We start from the raw sequence: 16,390 nt of genomic DNA on the forward strand, positions 1-16,390 counted from the left end.
GGTTGCGTTAGGCAACGGTCTCATTCGGTGCGGGCCGCGTTAATCACCCGACCCGACAAACCCGACCGGCACTTTCGACTGGACCGGCTCCCCCGTACAGCCGATACCGGTGCGCCTGCGTGCACCACTATGGGCAACCTGCGAAGAATGAGGCCATGCCCAGGCGAACCCAGCTTCTCCGCGGCTGGGCGTACCTGCTGCCTGCGGTGGCCGTGGCCCTGGCCCCCCTCGCGTTGACCCGCCCGGTCGGCGACCCCAGCCCCTGGTTGCACCTGCGGGTGGGGCAGTTCCTGCGACAGGGCGGCCACTTCGGGCTCCCCGACCCGTGGGGGCCCTTCGCCACACATGCCTATGTGCCCACCCAGTGGCTGCCCTCCGTCGTGGTCTCCGACCTGACCGACCGCTTCGGGATCGGAGCAGTGGTCTGGGCGAGGGACCTCGGCATCGTCGCGGTGTTCGCCGTGGTCTACCTCGCCGTCCGGGCACTGGCGGACCTGCGGATCTCGCTGGTCGTCACCGCGGCGGTGATGGTGGCCGCCTGGCCTGCGCTGACCGAGCGCCCCCAGCTGCTCGGGTTCGTCCTCCTGGCCCCCGTCGTGGCGCTGTGGCAGGCCAGTGCGCGCGACGGGCGAGCCCGGTGGTCCCTGGTGCCCCTGAGCTGGTTGCTGGCCTGTACCCACGGGATCTGGTCGCTCGGTCTCGCCGTGGGTGCGGTGTGCGTGATCGCCTCGCCCTGGGCGCGGGCGGGACACCGGCGGATGGTGGGCGTGTGGGTGGCGAGCCTGGCTGCCACGGCCCTCACTCCCCTGGGCCCCAGGATCATGGTGACGCCGTTCGCGGCCGGATCGAACGGACGACAGTTCGTCGAGGAGTGGCTGCCGTCCTCGGCGCGCGATCCCCACGTGGCCGTCGCCCTGGGGCTCGGCGCGGTGCTGACGGCTCTCTGGCTGTTCCAGCCCGATCGTCCCTCGCCCTGGGAGGTCCTTCTTCTCCTGCTGTCGATCGCGTTGACGCTCTCGATGCAGCGCACGGTCCCCGTTGCGGCCCTGGTCCTCGCGCCGATGGTGGCCGCCGCCGGCACAGTGCGCTGGGGTTCGCTCGACCGCGAACGGCCCACGCCCCGCAGTGAGCGTTGGACCCTGCTGGCGGGGGTGGTGGTGGCCGCGCTGCTCGCCCTACCCCTGTCCGCGAGCGCGGCACGCCATCAGCCGGCCTACGTGCCCACGGGCCTGCAGGCGTCGCTCGACGCGCTGCCGGCGGGCACCCGCGTCATCGCCGAGGGCGACGTGACCGGCTGGATGCTCTACACGGCGCCCCAGCTACGACCGGTGTTCGACCTGCGGATCGAGTCGTACTCCCCCGAGCACGTGCGTGACTACATCGACGCACGGGCGGCCGAGCCCGGCTGGAAGTCCTTCGTCGCGAAGACGCAACCGCGGGCTGCCCTCCTGCTCGAGTCCTCTCCCCTGACCGGCGCGCTGCTGGAGGAGTCCGACTGGACCGAGCGCGCCAGTGACCGGGGCTTCGTCCTGTTGGTGGCGCCGTGACCCGGTCGTTCTCCCGCACCCTGGGCATGGTCGGGTATGCCGTGGCCCTCCTCATCGGCTTCGGGTTCGGCACCGGCCGGTTCGCCGAGGTGGACACCTGGTGGCACCTTCGCGTCGGCCAGCACGTCCTCGACACCCACCAGCTCCGCGGCACCGACCCGTGGGCGGCGTTCGCCGCGCACCCGTACACCGCCACCCAGTGGCTGCCGGAGGCCGTCGCCGCGTGGCTCGTGGACCTCACCGGGATGGGGGCGGTGGTCTGGCTGCGGTCCCTGGCCAGCCTCTCGCTGGTCGTGCTGCTCTACGTCACGGCCCGTCAGTCGGCGGGGCGGCTCGCCTCCTCCGCTGCCGCGGCAGTCGGTGTACTGGGCTGCGGGGCCGGGCTCAACCCACGTCCCCAGCTGGTGAGCTTCATCTGCTTCGCCGTGGTCGTGCTCGCCTGGTCACGGACGGTGCGCGACGGCCGTCCGCGCTGGTGGCTGATCCCGGTGTTCTGGCTCTGGGGGTGCAGCCACGGGCTGTGGACCTTCGGCCTCCTCGTGAGTGGGGTGTTCGTGGGTGCCATCGTCCTCGACGCCACGACGCGACCCGACCGTCGCCGTTCCCTCCAGCTGGCCGGCCTGGTGGCCGCCTGCGCGGCGGCGGTGGCGCTGACGCCACTGGGCCCGGCCCTGCTGCTGACCCCGTTCGACGTGGCAGCCAACGCTGCCGGGTTGGCCGAGGAGTGGCGGGCGACGCCGGTCAACAACATCTTCGCCCTGGCGGCGTTGGGCATGGGGGTCGCCACGGCGCTCGCCTGGCTGCTGACCCGACACCGCCCGCGCGGGTGGGAGACGGCCCAGCTGACGTTGTCACTGGCCCTCACCCTCGTCATGTGGCGTCTGGTGCCCCTCGGCGCCATCCTGGCGGCACCCCTGCTCGCGGCAGCGCTCCAGCCCCTGGTCGGTCGGGCCCGCGAAGGATGGTCGAGGCGAGAACGCCGTGCCGTGCTGTCGTCGTGGGCAGGTGCGCTGGCCCTCGCCACCGCACTGGCGGCGGGGTCAGCGGGCGCCACCGCACAACAGTTCCCCGGCAAGGTGGGCGCGGTCGACGCGGCACTGGCCGAGCTACCGGCCGGCACGGTGGTGCTGGACGACTTCGGCCTGAGCGGGTGGCTCCTGTGGCGGCACCCCGCACTCACACCGGTCGTCGACCTGCGGGTCGAGCTGTACTCGCCCGAGCACCTCGCCGCCTACCGCCGGACCGAACGGGTCGAGCCGGGCTGGCAAGACCTGCTGACGACGACCCGGGCGTCCTACGCCGTGCTGCGTACGGACTCGGCCCTGGGTGCGGCCCTGCAGGACCGATTGGGCTGGGCGACCGTCGCGACCGGTGGCGAGTACACGCTGCTGCGCGCGCCCGCCAGTTCGGGCTGACCCCAGGGCGGACGAGCCCAGCGGACGAGCCCAGCGGACGAGCCCTGGGTCGGGCTCAGCGGGCGGCGACCAGCAGGTCGGTCCCCTCGCCCACGCGCTGCCAGCGGCTGCCAGCGCGGATCAGCACCTCGTGGTCGTCGGTCGTCACGACGAGTCCGCGCTCCCCGTTGACCGTCGTGATCGTCCGCGCTCCGGCGATCTCCGGCCCGGCCGCGATCGGTCCGCCCAGCGGCACCAGCCAGGGCCGGATCACCTGGCTGGCCGTCAGCCGGGCGAGGACGGCGACGGTGGCGTCGTCGACCCAGACCAGGTCGCGGGCCAGCGTCAGGGTCGGGGCCAGCCGGAGCGGAGAGGACAGCGAGGCCGGGAGACCGTTGGGCTGCCGCACGACCCCCGCGACGTCGACCCGCGGGCTGGTGCCGTCGCGGTCGGTGGTCACGACCGCGATCCGCTGCCCGTCGGGCGAGAGCCGCAGGCTGACCACGGTGCGCCCGCTCAACCAGGGGGCCGAGACCGTCTGCGGGGTGGACTTGGCCGCGTCGCCCGGGTCGGCCGCCGCGCTCACGGCCCAGATCCTGGTGGCGCCGTTGCTCCGACCCGCCACCCACAGGACGTCCTCGCGGTCGTAGGTCGGGTGGGTCAGCATGGTGCCGGGAGCGGTGAGCTGGACCTGGGTGGCCCCCCGCCAGCGGATCAGCTGGGCGCGGTCGCCCCCCACCGCTGCGATCTCCCGGCCGGTGCGCGACATCGCGAGGTAGGCCCACCCCGGTTGCACGGTCGGGAAGGCCGCGGCCTGGGGTGGTGGGACGCGCTGCCCGTTGTCGCCGACGTCGTCCGGGTCGACTGCCACCAGCGCGCTGCCCACCCGCAGCACCGGCTTGACCACGGGGTCCGACGGCGTGGCGAACCCGAGGAGGGACAGGCTGTCGACCGTGCTGTCGCCGTTCGGCATCTGCAGGTCGGCACCCTCGAGCTGGAGGGCCACCCGTTCCACGCCCGGGGCCTGGGTGACGGTGGCGAGGAACTGGGCGCCGAGGTTCTGCCGCTGGCCGGGGTCGTTGCCGAGCTTGGTGGCCGAGAGGTCCACCTTGGCCGTGCCCGAGGCGACGGTGACGGCGTCGACCGCGAGCCGGGTGCCGGCCGGGATGTCGGTGCGCACCGCTCCCTGGAGGTAGTCGGGCACCCCCGCCAGCAGCGAGCGCGCCAGCCGGGTCGCCAAGCCGGTGCCGAGGGGCAGCCAGCGGATGTCAGGGACGAGCCGGTGGTCGCCGGCCGACACGTAGTAGATCCGGAACGGGTCGTAGAGCCGGTCGAGGTCGGCCTGGCTGAGCCACGTGCCGAAGTTGTCGGGCAGCTGGCTGATCCGCCACTCGCCACCGGCGCGCTCGAGCCGGAACGTCACCTGCACGGTCGACCGCGGCGGCAGCTCCTGGTATCGCCCGGCGCCGTCGATGCGGGCGGTGGCCTTGGCGACGGCGGTCACGGTGTCGTCGTTGCTGGGCTTGTAGGTCACCTCCGAGTCGGACCCGAAGACGACCACCGAGGAGTCGGGCCGCCAGCTGCTCTGCGGTCCGCTCGCGAGATACGACCGGGCCACCTGGTACGAGTCGTCACTGGCCGCTGCGGCGCGGATGAAGCCCTGCACCACCTGCTGCGGCGAGGAGCCCGGCGCCACGGGGTTGACCTCCACCCGCACCTCGTTCTCCTGCACCGACCCGACCTCGAGGCCGGGCTGGATCGCCGAGCTGGTGGACAGCCCGCCACACGCGGTGACGGCGAGGACGGCGCCCGCGGCCAGCGCCGCGGCATACCGGCGCCTCATCGGGGACGCCCCGGAGCGGTGGGGGTATGCCGCGTGCTCGCCGCCTCGTGCGCGGCACCGTTCTGGACGGCGGGGCTCGCGAGGACGCGAGGCGCTGCGACGGGTGCGGCGAGGTCCTCGGGGCGCAGCGGGAGCGGCGCCTCGACGATCGGCACGCCGGCTCGGCGCGGCAGGGTCAGTCGGAAGCACGAGCCTTCGCCGGGCTCGCCCCACGCCTGCAGCCAGCCGTCATGCAGTCGAGCGTCCTCCAGGGAGATCGCGAGGCCCAGGCCGGTGCCACCGGTGGTGCGGGCCCTGGCCGGGTCGGCCCGCCAGAACCGGTTGAACACCAGGGCGCCCTCGCCCGGTCGCAGCCCGACGCCGTGGTCGCGCACGGTGACGGCCGCGGCCGTCTCGTTGACGGCGATGGCGATCTCGACGGGGCGGCCCTCACCGTGCTCGAGCGCGTTGACCACGAGGTTGCGCAGGATGCGCTCGACGCGGCGGGCGTCCATCTCGGCGTCGCACGGTCCGTCCGAGGTCACCGTGACGGTGCTGCCCCAGCGGTCGGCGATCGGCTGGGCGGAGTGCACGGCGCGGGCCACCGTGGCCCGCAGGTCGGTGACCTCCGAGTCCAGCGCGGCGGCGCCGGCGTCGAAGCGACTGATCTCGAGCAGGTCGGCGAGCAGCTCCTCGAACCGGTCGAGCTCGTTGTGGAGCAGCTCGGCCGACCGGGACACCGCGGGGTCGAAGCCGGTCCGCGAGTCGTGGATCAGGTCGGCGGCCATCCGGATGGTCGTCAGGGGGGTGCGCAGCTCGTGGGACACGTCGGACACGAAGCGCTGCTGGACGCGCGAGAGCCCCTCGAGCTGGCGGATCTGGGCCTGGAGGCTGTCGGCCATCTCGTTGAACGACTTGGCCAGCCGGGCCAGGTCGTCCTCGCCGCGGGCCCGCATGCGTTCGTTGAGCCGTCCGGAGGCGAGCCGCTCGGCGACGACCGCGGCGCGGCGCACCGGGCTGACGACCTGACGGGTCACCACCCAGGCGATCACCCCGACGAGGAAGACGAGGGCCAGGCCACCGATGAGGAAGGTGCGGGTGATGAGGTCGAGGGTCGCCTGCTCCCGCTGCATCGGGAACACGACATACATGTCGTAGCGGCCGGCCAGCGGCGGCTCGACCTGGGAGCCCACGATGACCGCAGGGACGGTGTTGTCCGTCTGCGGGTCGGTGATGCCGATCAGCATCACCTGCTGGCGTCGGGGATCGTCCCGGACCGCCTCACGCAGGGCGAGGGGTACGACGGTCAGGCCGATCTCGCCACTGGTGGTGGTCCCGATGGTGGTGTTCGAGGTGTTCTCGAGGCCCCGGGTCAGCACGAGATAGCGCTCGTTGTCGCCACCGGCCGAAGCGGCGCTCTTGATGGCGAGCCTGGCCAGCACGTTGAGGTCGGCCTCGCTGCTGGTGCGGTCGCTCTCGTCGAAGGTGGCCTGCACCTCGGTCGTCAACCGGGAGGTCTCGGTCTGCGCCGACTCGATGCGATCCTGCTCGAGCCCGTCAGAGATCGAGGAGAACAGGTAGGAGCCGAGCATCAGGACGACGACCAGCCCCAGCAGCATGGTCGTCGTCACCACGCGGAACTGCAGCGAGGCCCTCCAGACGTGGGCAGCCTTGCGGGCCCACCGCGCGGCATACCGACGAGCCCGGCCGAGGAACGACCGGACGGCACGCGCGCCCTGGGCGCGGTGGTCGGAGAACCGCGGCGTCGGCGTCCGACCAGGCCTCGGACCGGCCGACTCGGACATGGCTAGCTCGGGCCCGCCTTGTAACCGACGCCGCGGACCGTGACGACGATCTCGGGGTGCTCGGGGTCGTGCTCGATCTTCGAACGCAGCCGCTGGACGTGAACGTTGACCAGTCGGGTGTCGCCCGCGTGGCGGTAGCCCCAGACCTGCTCGAGCAGCACCTCGCGGGTGAACACCTGCCACGGCTTGCGGGCCAGTGCGACCAGGAGGTCGAACTCCAGTGGGGTCAGCGACAGGGAGTCGCCCTCGCGCTTGACCGAGTGGCCGGCGACGTCGATGACGAGGTCGCCGATCTCCAGGCGCTCCGGCTCGGGCTCGTCACCCCGACGGAGCCGGGCGCGGATGCGGGCGATGAGCTCCTGCGGCTTGAACGGCTTGACGACGTAGTCGTCCGCACCGGACTCGAGGCCGACGACGACGTCGACCGTGTCGGTGCGGGCGGTGAGCATGACGATCGGCACGCCGGACTCGGCCCTGATCCGCCGGCACACCTCCATGCCGTCGAGGCCGGGCAGCATGACGTCGAGGAGGACCAGGTCGGGACGGTGGTCGCGGAACGCGCCGAGCGCCCCCGCGCCGTCGGCGACGTGCGCGACCTCGAGTCCTTCGTTGCGCAGGACGATGCCGAGCATCTCCGCCAGCGCCAGATCGTCGTCGACGATGAGCACGCGACCGTTCACCTGCGCCTACCCTCTTTCTGCAGTGAGTGAAGTTCCCTCCTGAATCATCACACACGGGTGCGCCCCGCACGGGGAAGCGGTGTCATCAGCCGTTCGGTCAGGGTACGACCCGTCCGAACGTCCGGACCTGCCCGCCCGCCGCGCGCTGGGAGCATCCCACCAGCGTGGACTCAGCCGTTTGGACGATTCAGGACAGTGGGCGCTCCCCCGAGGATGTGCATGGCAGCACGCCGGTGGGGTGTGTGACGAGCAGGGAGAGCAGCACGCATGGCACTGAAGCGACCCATCCGCAGCGGCCGGCCTGAGGGCGGGGCTGCGGCTGTCGAGTTCGCCCTCGTGATGCCGATCCTCGTGCTCCTCATCAGCTCGATCGTGGGTTTCGGCGTCGTCCTCGCCCAGCAGATGGCCCTCGGCAACGCCGCCCGTCAGACGGCCCGCAACGCCGTCGTCGACCTGGCCTACTGCGGCACGGGCGGAGGGACCGGCAACGCCGGGACGTCGCTCATCCAGGAGGCGAAGCTCAACTCCAACACCCTCTTCGTGACCACCAACAACGTCCGCGTGGAGATCAAGAAGGGGACCACCACCCCCGCTAACGTCTTCGCGACGGACTGGACCGGGACCTGCACCGGTGACAGCGGCGTGACCTCGCGCGTCTGCAACCTCAGCAGCACCGGCGACAACGCCTATGTCCGGGTGCGCTACACCTCCACGTTGTCGCTGCCCTTCTTCCAGCCATCCTTCAACCTTTCATCGATTGGGGCCTTCCGATGCGAAACCCAGTGACTCGCGCACGTTCCCTGCGCGGCGACGGGAGCGGCGAGGAGCGCGGCGCCGTCGCCGTGACCGTGGCCCTCCTCATGGTGGTGCTCGTCGGCATCGGCGCCTTCACCGTCGACTTCGGGATGTCCTACGTCAGCACGCGCCAGCTCCAGACGGCCTCAGACTCCGCCGCCCTCGCCGCCGCCGCCAAGTTCGGGCAGCTCAACGGCAACTGCTCGACGATCTCCGCGGACACCGCGGCGCGCGCCCAGATCCAGGCTGACGTGGCTGCCTACCGCACGCAAAACCGGGCCGGCAGCACCGGCTCGATCACCGCGGTCGCCTGCGCCGCCGACGGCTATGGCATCGAGGTCACCTACAGCTCGGCCGGGTCGACGGCGCGGGCGCTCGGCGGAATCTTCGGCCAGGGCAACGACTACGACACCGCGAAGAGCGCCACGGCAGAGGTCTTCGTGCCACCGGATGGGATCGGCGTGCGCCCCTACGCCCTGTGCGGGTCGATCCTGCCGTCCGTCACCACCTTCCCCTCCCCGGTGTTCCAGATGGACCTGCCGTCGACCGGCAACTCGCTGTGCCCGGGGGCATCCTCGAGCGGCAACTGGTGGTCGGTCGACTGCCCGGAGGCTCCGAGCAACAGCAACACCTACCTCGGCGAGGCGACACTGAACGGCTGCACCTCGCCGATCAACATCGTGCCCAACCAGGCCCCCCGCACCGGCTCGGCGCTGCGCACCTACCTCAACAACAGCTGCCCGGTGAAGTCGAGCAGCTGCCTCGGCGCCAACACCGGAAACCTCGGGGGCACACCGATCCTCAACGCCTGGACCTCCCTCGTCCAGGACCGCCGGCGGATCCTGCTCCCCGTCTTCTGTGGCACTCCCAGCCCGTGCGACCAGGCGGCTGTCGTCAACGCCGGCGGCAACAACGCCATCTACCCCGTGCAGGCGCTCGTCGGCGTCATCGTCTGCGGTTACCACTTCGGCACCAACAACAACCAGAACAGCGCCGCGATCCCGATGGACGGCGAGTGTGGTGGTCTCTACAACCCCAGCAACCTGACGGCAGCCACCGGCGGCAACCAGGACAACTACCTCCTGCTGCGCGCGGTTCGGTTGCAGGTCTCCGGCGGCAGCGGCACCCCGCAGTGCGCCATCGGCGACACGTCGTGCGACTGGGGCGCCCGCGGCGTCAAGCTCACCAGGTAGTCAGTAGTCGCATGCAGGTCACCCGCCCCCGCACGCTGATCCTCATCGTCGCCTACAACGCCGAGACCACCCTGCGGTCCGTGCTCGACCGCATCCCGCAGACGGTCCTCGACGACTACGACTGCGAGGTGCTGGTCATCGACGACGCCTCGTCCGACGAGACGTTCTCGACCGGCCTGGCCTACCGCCAGAGCCGTCCGGACCTGCCCCTCACCGTGCTCCGCAACGCGGAGAACCAGGGCTACGGCGGCAACCAGAAGCTCGGCTACTTCTACGCGATGACCCACGGCTTCGACCTCGTGGCCCTCGTGCACGGCGACGGCCAGTACGCCCCCGAGGAGCTGCCCCGCCTCCTCGCGCCACTGCGCGACGGCGCGGCCGACGCCGTGATGGGCAGCCGCATGCTGACGCCCGGCGCGGCCCGCAAGGGCGGTATGCCGCTCTACAAGTTCGTGGGCAACCGCATCCTCACGACCGTCCAGAACCGCCTCGCCGGCGCCGACCTCTCCGAGTGGCACAGCGGCTTCCGGCTCTACAGGGTGGACATCCTGCGTCGGCTGCGGTTCGAGACCAACCCCGACGACTTCAGCTTCGACACCAAGATCATCCTCCAGCTGCTGGGGGCCGACGCGACGGTCGTGGAGCTGCCCATCCCGACCTACTACGGCGACGAGATCTGCCGGGTCGACGGGATCCGCTACGCGGGCCAGGTCACCCGCGCCAGCGTGACGGCGCTGTTCCACCGGATGGGCCTCATGCATCGCCGGGACCTCTCCCCCGTCGATGCCGGCTCCATCGACCGCTACGACGTCAAGCTCCACGAGCGCAGCAGCCACACCGAGGTCCTGGCCCGCGTCAACCCGGGCAGCAGGGTGATCGACCTGGGCGCCGGTCCCGGCGCGTTCGCGAGCGCCCTGGCGGACAAGGGTGCCGAGGTGACCACTGCCGACCTGCACCGCTCCACCGTCATCGACCCCCGGGTGGCCACCCACGTGGTCGACCTCAACCAGCCCCTCGAGCTGCCGCTCGACGACTACGACCAGGTGCTCCTGCTCGACGTCATCGAGCACCTCGCCGACCCCGAGCGGTTCCTCGAGGACCTGCGGTTCTCGCTCGGCAGCCGGCGGCGCGAGCTCGTCCTGACGACCCCGAACATCGCCTTTGCGGTGTCCCGCCTGATGCTCGCGATGGGTCAGTTCAACTACGGCGAGACCGGCATCCTCGACCGCACCCACACCCGCCTGTTCACCTTCCGCACGATCCGCACGGCGCTGCACCACGCCGGCTGGGACGTGCAGGAGATGGTCGGCATCCCGGCTCCCTACGCCAAGGCGATCGGCCACGGACCGCTGGCTTCCCTGCTCACGCGCGTGAACAGCGCGCTGATCCGGGTGGCGCCCCGGCTGTTCTCCTACCAGATCCTGGTCACGGCGACGAGCCGCCCGCACGCGCAGCACCGGCTCGCCACGACGACGGCCCTCTCCGCCCAGCTCAGTGCGTGACCTGAAGTCACGTCTCGGGAGCAGCCAGGGCCAGGGGGCCGCGGCGCTGGTGCTGTTCGCGGTCTTCGTCAGCACGCCCTTCGCGGGCTTGCGGGTCGTCGCCCTGCTGGCCGTCCTCGGAGGTATCGGCCTGGCCTACGCCAGCCTGCGCGACCCGAGCCGCCCGGAGAGCTCTGACGCATGGTTCCCGCTCGGCCTGATCGCGGCGTCCGCCCTCGCGGGGGCCCAGCTGCTGTCCACGGTCGGACTCTCCCTGCTGACACCGGCGTTCGTCGCGGTGGCCGTGCTCGCCACGCTGCCCCACCGGTTTGTCGTCGCCCGCACAGCCGGGGTCGTCCTCCCTGTGCTGGTCGCGGGGCTGGCGGTGTGGTTGGTCGCCCAGGACGAGCCCCACATCGACGTCCACATCTTCCTCACCGACGGAGCCCATGCGCTCCTGCACGGCACCAACCCCTACTCCATCGACTTCCCCAACATCTACAGCCCACGGGACACCGCCCTGGTCTACGGCCCCGGCATCGTGCAGGAGGGGCGCTTGGCGTTCGGCTTTCCCTATCCCCCGCTGGTGCTCCTCACGGCGCTGCCTGGCTACCTGCTGGGTGACGTGCGGTTCTCGTCGATCATCGCCGTGACCGCCGTGGGCGGGTGGCTGTTGTGGCGGTCGCGCTCCACGAGCGGTCGCCGGGCTGCCGTGCTGCTCCTGTGCCTCCCGGGCCTCCCGAGCCTCTACGCCGGCGCCTGGGTCGAGCCCGTCGTCGTGGCCCTGCTGACCGTGGTCGTGCTGGCCGGGACGCGCGGGCGCTGGATGGTGGCCGCGGTCGCCCTGGGGCTGCTCCTCGTCTCGAAGCAGTACTTCCTCGTCGCCCTCCCCTGCCTGTGGCTCCTGCGGCCGTATGCCACGCGAGCCCGGGTATTGGCTTGTGTCGGAGCCGGTGCCGCGGTGACCCTGCCCTTCATCGCCTGGGGTCCCGCGGCGTGGTGGAGCAGCGTCGTGGCACTGCAGTTCCAGCAGCCGTTCAGACCCGACTCCACGAGCATCGTCGCCGAGCTGGCGGAGGTGTTCGGCTGGACGGACCCCACGTGGGCCGGCCCGGTGTCCCTCGTCATGGGCTGCGCCGTGGCCGTGGTCCTCGCGAAGACCCTGCGGCCGGGGGTCGCCACGTTCAGCCTCGCCCTCGGCCTCTGCCTCGGGGTGACCTTCCTGCTGTCCAAGCAGGCGTTCCTCAACTACTACCTCGTGTGCGCCGGCGCCCTCCTCCTGGCCGCCTGGAGCCGTGCGGAGGACGTCGTGCCGGCGCCCCCGGAGACGGGTATGCCGCCCGCTCACGGTGAGCGGACGGCATACCAGCTGGTGCGTGGTGGCGCCGAGGCGCCGGTGAGGTCGGCGCCTCAGTAGCGGTAGTGCTCCGGCTTGTACGGGCCGGCCACGTCGACGCCGATGTAGGCGGCCTGCTCCTTGGTCAGCTCGGTGAGCTCGGCGCCGAGGGCGTCGAGGTGCAGCCGGGCGACCTTCTCGTCGAGGTGCTTCGGCAGCAYGTAGACCTGCTTGTCGTAGTCGTCGTTCTTCGTGAACAGCTCGATCTGGGCGATCGTCTGGTTCGCGAAGGAGTTCGACATCACGAAGCTCGGGTGGCCGGTGGCGTTGCCGAGGTTCATCAGGCGACCCTCGGAGAGCACGATGATCGAGTTGCCGCTCTCGAAGGTCCACTCGTGGACCTGCGGCTTGATCTCGGTCTTGGTGACGGCGACCTTGGCCAGGCCGGCCATGTCGATCTCGTTGTCGAAGTGACCGATGTTGGACACGATCGCCTTGTTCTTCATCTGCGTCATGTGCTCGGCGGTGATGATGTTGAAGTTGCCGGTGGTGGTGACGAAGATGTCGGCGCTGCCGACGACGTCCTCGAGGCGGGCGACCTGGTAGCCCTCCATCGCCGCCTGCAGCGCGCAGATCGGGTCGATCTCGGTGACGATCACGCGAGCGCCCTGGCCGGCCAGCGCCGAGGCGCAGCCCTTGCCCACGTCGCCGAAGCCGGCGACGACGGCGACCTTGCCGCCGATGAGGACGTCGGTGGCGCGGTTGAGGCCGTCGAGCACCGAGTGGCGGCAGCCGTACTTGTTGTCGAACTTGGACTTGGTGACCGAGTCGTTGACGTTGATCGCCGGGAAGAGCAGGTCACCGGTGGTGGCGAGCTCGTAGAGGCGGTGGACGCCGGTCGTGGTCTCCTCGGTGACGCCCTTGATCTCCTCGGAGACCTTGGTCCACTTGGTGGGGTCGGCCTTGAGGGTCTTGCGGACGAGCTCCTTGAAGACCCCGACCTCCTCGGAGTCGGCCTCGTCGGTGGGGGGCACCTGACCGGCCTGCTCCCAGGCGCGACCGTTGTGGACGAGCATCGTGGCGTCGCCACCGTCGTCGAGGATCATGTTGGCGCCCTGGCCACCGGGCCAGGTGAGGATCTGCTCGGTGCAGTCCCAGTACTCGGTGAGCGTCTCGCCCTTCCAGGCGAACACGGGGACACCCTGCGGGTCCTCGGGAGAACCGTGCAGCCCGACGACGACCGCGGCAGCGGCCTCGTCCTGGGTCGAGTAGATGTTGCAGGAGGCCCAGCGGACCTCGGCACCGAGCGCGGTCAGCGTCTCGATGAGCACGGCGGTCTGCACGGTCATGTGCAGCGAACCGGCGATGCGGGCGCCCTTGAGCGGCTGGGCCGCCCCGAACTCCTCGCGCAGGCTCATCAGGCCGGGCATCTCGTGCTCGGCCAGGCGGATCTGGTGACGGCCAGCCTCGGCGAGGCTCAGGTCGGCAACCTTGTAGTCAAAGGACATGGAAATACTCCTGAAGTTGACTTGCTGGTTTGCGGACCCGGCGTAGCCCATCTGGGCGCACATCGTTGGAGCGGGGTATCACCCACGCCGGCGGGGGCCCACTCTACCGGAGTCGGGCGCCGAGGCCCCTCAGCGTGGCTCGAGGTGCTCCTGGGACTCAGGGTGCGCGTGCCCCGGTCGGGCACTAGGAAGGAGGCACCAACGACGGACGGAGCACCATGAGCGAGCCCAGCAGCGGGGTCCCCGGAGAGATCGCCGACGCGGACGTCGAGCAGCCCACGACGGACGAGCCCGACACCGTCGAGCTCGAGGTCGACGAGGAGAAGGTCGAGGCCTGGGACGAGGTCAAGGGCGACTACCAGGTCGACCCCGGTGGTCAGCCGGTGCCCAACAGCATGGACCAGGCGGACGTGACCCTGGCAGACGACGATGAGAACGACGATGAGAACGACGATGAGAACGACGAGGCGGACGACGGGCCGGACGACGACCGCGCCTGAGGTCGGCCGCCGGTAGGCTCCCCGGGTGGCCGCACCCATACCTTCCGCCCTGCCCGCACGACCACCCAGGTCGCGGCGATGAGTGGCGGGCTGTTCGCGCTGCTCGACGACATCGCGGTGCTGGCGAAGGCGGCAGCAGCCTCCGTCGACGACGTGGGTGCCGCGGCGAGCCGGGCCAGCGTCAAGGCGGCCGGCGTGATCGTCGACGACACCGCCGTGACCCCGCGCTACGTCGAGGGCCTGTCCCCCACCCGCGAGCTGCCGATCATCAAGAAGATCGCGATCGGCTCGCTGCGCAACAAGCTGCTGTTCATCCTGCCCGCGGCGATGCTGCTCAGCCAGTTCTTCCCGGTGGCCCTCACGCCGCTGCTCATGATCGGCGGCACCTTCCTCTGCTACGAGGGGGTCGAGAAGATCTGGGAGCGGTTGGCCGGCCACGGTGAGACCGAGGCCGATGCGGCGCACGAGCGCGGCGAGGTCGCCAGCGAGGACGACATCACCAGCGGGGCGATCCGCACGGACTTCATCCTGTCGGCCGAGATCATGGTCATCTCGCTCAACGAGGTCGCCGACGAGCCGTTCCTCAGCCGGGCGATCATCCTCGTCGTCGTCGCCTTCGCGATCACGATCCTCGTCTACGGCGTCGTGGCCCTGATCGTGAAGATGGACGACGTCGGGCTCCACCTCTCGGGTCGCGAGTCCGGCTTCACCCGCACCATCGGCCGGGGACTCGTGGCCGCCATGCCGCGGCTGCTCACGACCCTTTCGGTCGTCGGCGTCGCGGCGATGATCTGGGTTGGCGGCCACATCATCCTGGTCGGGCTCGACGACCTGGGGCTGCACGCGCCGTACTCATGGGTGCACCACGCCGAGGAGTCGGTCCACGAGGCGACCGGTGCGCTCGGTGGCGTGTTCGGCTGGCTCACCAACACGGTCGGCTCCGCGATCCTCGGTCTCATCGTGGGCGCGGTCGTCGTGGCCGTCATGCACGTGGTCCACGCCGTCCGCGGCGGCGACGCCTCCCCCGAGGCCTGACCCCAGTTCCGGGACCTTCCTCCTCAGCCGTTCGGTCGGTTTGCTCACGACTTCGTGCTGCGCTTTGCCCGGTATCAGTAGGTTCTGCCGGATGACCTTGGGGGAAGGCCTGCGCGGGCGAGACAACGCGCTGAACCTGGTGCGGCTGCTGCTCGCCGGCACCGTGGTCCTGTCGCACACCAGGCCGGTCGGTGGTTTCGGGCCTGACCCGATGATCGGCGGACGCGGGCTGGGGTCATGGGCGGTCGCGGGCTTCTTCGCGATCTCGGGCTATCTCATCTGTGCGTCCCGGGACCGGCTTGGCGCGAAAACGTTCGTCGTCTCGCGGATGCTGCGCATCTATCCCGGCTACTGGCTGTCGCTCGTGGCGGTGGCTGGGGTGTTCGCCCCCGTCGCTGCCTTCAGCACCGGCACCCGGTTCGACGGTTCGGCAGCCCTGTCGTTCGTCCTGGTCAACCTCGTGGCCCCGCTGCAGTTCGGCTTCGGCGACGCCCTCACCCGAGCGGCCCACCCTGAGGCCTGGAACGCTCCCCTCTGGACGTTGAGCCCCGAGATGCTCTGCTACACGGTCGCCGGTCTGGCCCTGACCTCGGCGGTCGTGCGACGCCGCGCCGTGCTGTTCAGCTCGGCTGCACTCGTGGCCGTCACGGTGACGCCGCACCTTCTCGAGGCGGCGCATCGACTGTCGGCCGGCGGTCTGCTGGACTTCCTGCACCTGTTGGGCTTCTTCACCGCAGGGGCTCTCGCGTGGACGCTGCGAGACCGCATCACCGTTCGCGCTCCCCTTGCAGCGGTCTCCCTGGCCGCACTGTGCGTCGCCGGCCTGGCCCACGCCACCAACGAGCTCGCGCCGCTGCCCCTGGCGTACCTCGTCCTGGCCGCCGGCTGCGTCGCTCGGCCGGGATTCACGCGCGAGCTGGACCTCTCCTACGGGCTGTACATCCTCAGCTGGCCGATCCAGACCACGCTCTACCTCGTGGGGGCCGCCCGGCTTGGCTGGGCGGCATACACCGCAGTGACCTTCGCCATCGCGGTCCCGGCCGCATACGCCTCCTGGATCTGCGTCGAGAAACCCGCGCTCGGGCTACGGCGCCGCCTGAGGGGCGCCGCCACCCGCGGGCCACAGGGGCCGGTCGGCCTTGCCGCGCCAGCTCGCCCCGCTGCTGCCACTGGTGCGTCACACCAGGACTGATCTCGGGCGCCCGGTTGACGCGCAGGTGGCACCACGTGCGGTCACCCTGCCTGATGGGCGGGCGCCTCGTCCCTTTGGCCGAAGTGGGCCGGTCAGCACGAG

13 protein-coding genes are annotated in these 16,390 nt (G+C 71.0%); 9 read left to right on the forward strand and 4 right to left on the reverse strand.

Annotated features, from left to right (window positions below; all coding sequences use genetic code 11):
• Positions 1 to 155 precede the first annotated feature (155 nt).
• Positions 156 to 1,547: a hypothetical protein gene (locus ACXJKD_RS01060; protein ID WP_457252469.1), complete on the forward strand. Its 1,392-nt coding sequence runs from the start codon at positions 156 to 158 to the stop codon at positions 1,545 to 1,547.
• Positions 1,544 to 2,962, forward strand: coding sequence for a hypothetical protein (locus ACXJKD_RS01065; RefSeq protein WP_457252470.1), 1,419 nt, complete (start codon positions 1,544 to 1,546; stop codon positions 2,960 to 2,962). The genes ACXJKD_RS01060 and ACXJKD_RS01065 overlap by 4 nt, the downstream gene beginning before the upstream one ends.
• A gap of 55 nt (positions 2,963 to 3,017) precedes the next feature.
• Here the strand turns inward: ACXJKD_RS01065 and ACXJKD_RS01070 are convergent, their stop codons facing one another.
• The 3 genes from ACXJKD_RS01070 to mtrA are packed head-to-tail and all read right to left on the reverse strand — an operon-like array spanning position 3,018 to position 7,248.
• On the reverse strand, positions 3,018 to 4,784 hold the full coding sequence (locus tag ACXJKD_RS01070; protein WP_457252471.1) for an LpqB family beta-propeller domain-containing protein: 1,767 nt from the start codon (positions 4,782 to 4,784) through the stop codon (positions 3,018 to 3,020).
• On the reverse strand, positions 4,781 to 6,568 hold the full coding sequence (mtrB, locus tag ACXJKD_RS01075) for an MtrAB system histidine kinase MtrB (protein ID WP_457252472.1): 1,788 nt from the start codon (positions 6,566 to 6,568) through the stop codon (positions 4,781 to 4,783). The genes ACXJKD_RS01070 and mtrB overlap by 4 nt, the downstream gene beginning before the upstream one ends.
• 2 nt (positions 6,569 to 6,570) lie before the next feature.
• Positions 6,571 to 7,248 carry an MtrAB system response regulator MtrA gene (gene mtrA, locus ACXJKD_RS01080; RefSeq protein ID WP_457252473.1) on the reverse strand — a complete coding sequence of 226 codons (678 nt, stop codon included), beginning with the start codon at positions 7,246 to 7,248 and terminating at the stop codon, positions 6,571 to 6,573.
• A gap of 267 nt (positions 7,249 to 7,515) precedes the next feature.
• On the opposite strand from mtrA, the gene ACXJKD_RS01085 reads away from it, so the two are divergent.
• Genes ACXJKD_RS01085 through ACXJKD_RS01100 form a run of 4 tightly spaced genes read left to right on the forward strand, consistent with a single transcriptional unit; the run spans position 7,516 to position 12,134 of the window.
• Entirely contained in the window at positions 7,516 to 8,034 is a 519-nt protein-coding gene (locus ACXJKD_RS01085; RefSeq protein WP_457252474.1) for a TadE/TadG family type IV pilus assembly protein, read from the forward strand.
• Positions 8,031 to 9,236 carry a pilus assembly protein TadG-related protein gene (locus tag ACXJKD_RS01090; protein WP_457252475.1) on the forward strand — a complete coding sequence of 402 codons (1,206 nt, stop codon included), beginning with the start codon at positions 8,031 to 8,033 and terminating at the stop codon, positions 9,234 to 9,236. Before ACXJKD_RS01085 ends, ACXJKD_RS01090 begins: the two co-directional genes overlap by 4 nt.
• A gap of 11 nt (positions 9,237 to 9,247) precedes the next feature.
• Positions 9,248 to 10,738, forward strand: coding sequence for a glycosyltransferase (locus tag ACXJKD_RS01095; protein ID WP_457252476.1), 1,491 nt, complete (start codon positions 9,248 to 9,250; stop codon positions 10,736 to 10,738).
• Positions 10,731 to 12,134, forward strand: a complete 1,404-nt coding sequence (locus tag ACXJKD_RS01100; protein ID WP_457252477.1) for a hypothetical protein — start codon at positions 10,731 to 10,733, stop codon at positions 12,132 to 12,134. The genes ACXJKD_RS01095 and ACXJKD_RS01100 overlap by 8 nt, the downstream gene beginning before the upstream one ends.
• Here ACXJKD_RS01100 and ahcY read toward each other — a convergent pair.
• Complete coding sequence (ahcY, locus tag ACXJKD_RS01105) at positions 12,128 to 13,561, reverse strand: adenosylhomocysteinase (RefSeq protein ID WP_457252478.1); 1,434 nt, start codon at positions 13,559 to 13,561, stop codon at positions 12,128 to 12,130. The genes ACXJKD_RS01100 and ahcY overlap by 7 nt on opposite strands.
• Positions 13,562 to 13,779: 218 nt before the next feature.
• Here ahcY and ACXJKD_RS01110 point away from each other — a divergent pair, with 218 nt between their 5' ends.
• The 3 genes from ACXJKD_RS01110 to ACXJKD_RS01120 all read left to right on the forward strand — a co-directional run bounded on the left by ACXJKD_RS01110 (position 13,780) and on the right by ACXJKD_RS01120 (position 16,288).
• Positions 13,780 to 14,061, forward strand: a complete 282-nt coding sequence (locus ACXJKD_RS01110; RefSeq protein ID WP_457252479.1) for a hypothetical protein — start codon at positions 13,780 to 13,782, stop codon at positions 14,059 to 14,061.
• A gap of 78 nt (positions 14,062 to 14,139) precedes the next feature.
• Entirely contained in the window at positions 14,140 to 15,096 is a 957-nt protein-coding gene (locus tag ACXJKD_RS01115) for a DUF808 domain-containing protein (protein ID WP_457252480.1), read from the forward strand.
• Between the two features lie 91 nt (positions 15,097 to 15,187).
• Positions 15,188 to 16,288, forward strand: coding sequence for an acyltransferase family protein (locus ACXJKD_RS01120; protein WP_457252481.1), 1,101 nt, complete (start codon positions 15,188 to 15,190; stop codon positions 16,286 to 16,288).
• The last annotated feature ends 102 nt before the right edge of the window (positions 16,289 to 16,390 follow it).

Source organism: Pedococcus sp. P5_B7, from assembly GCF_054049895.1.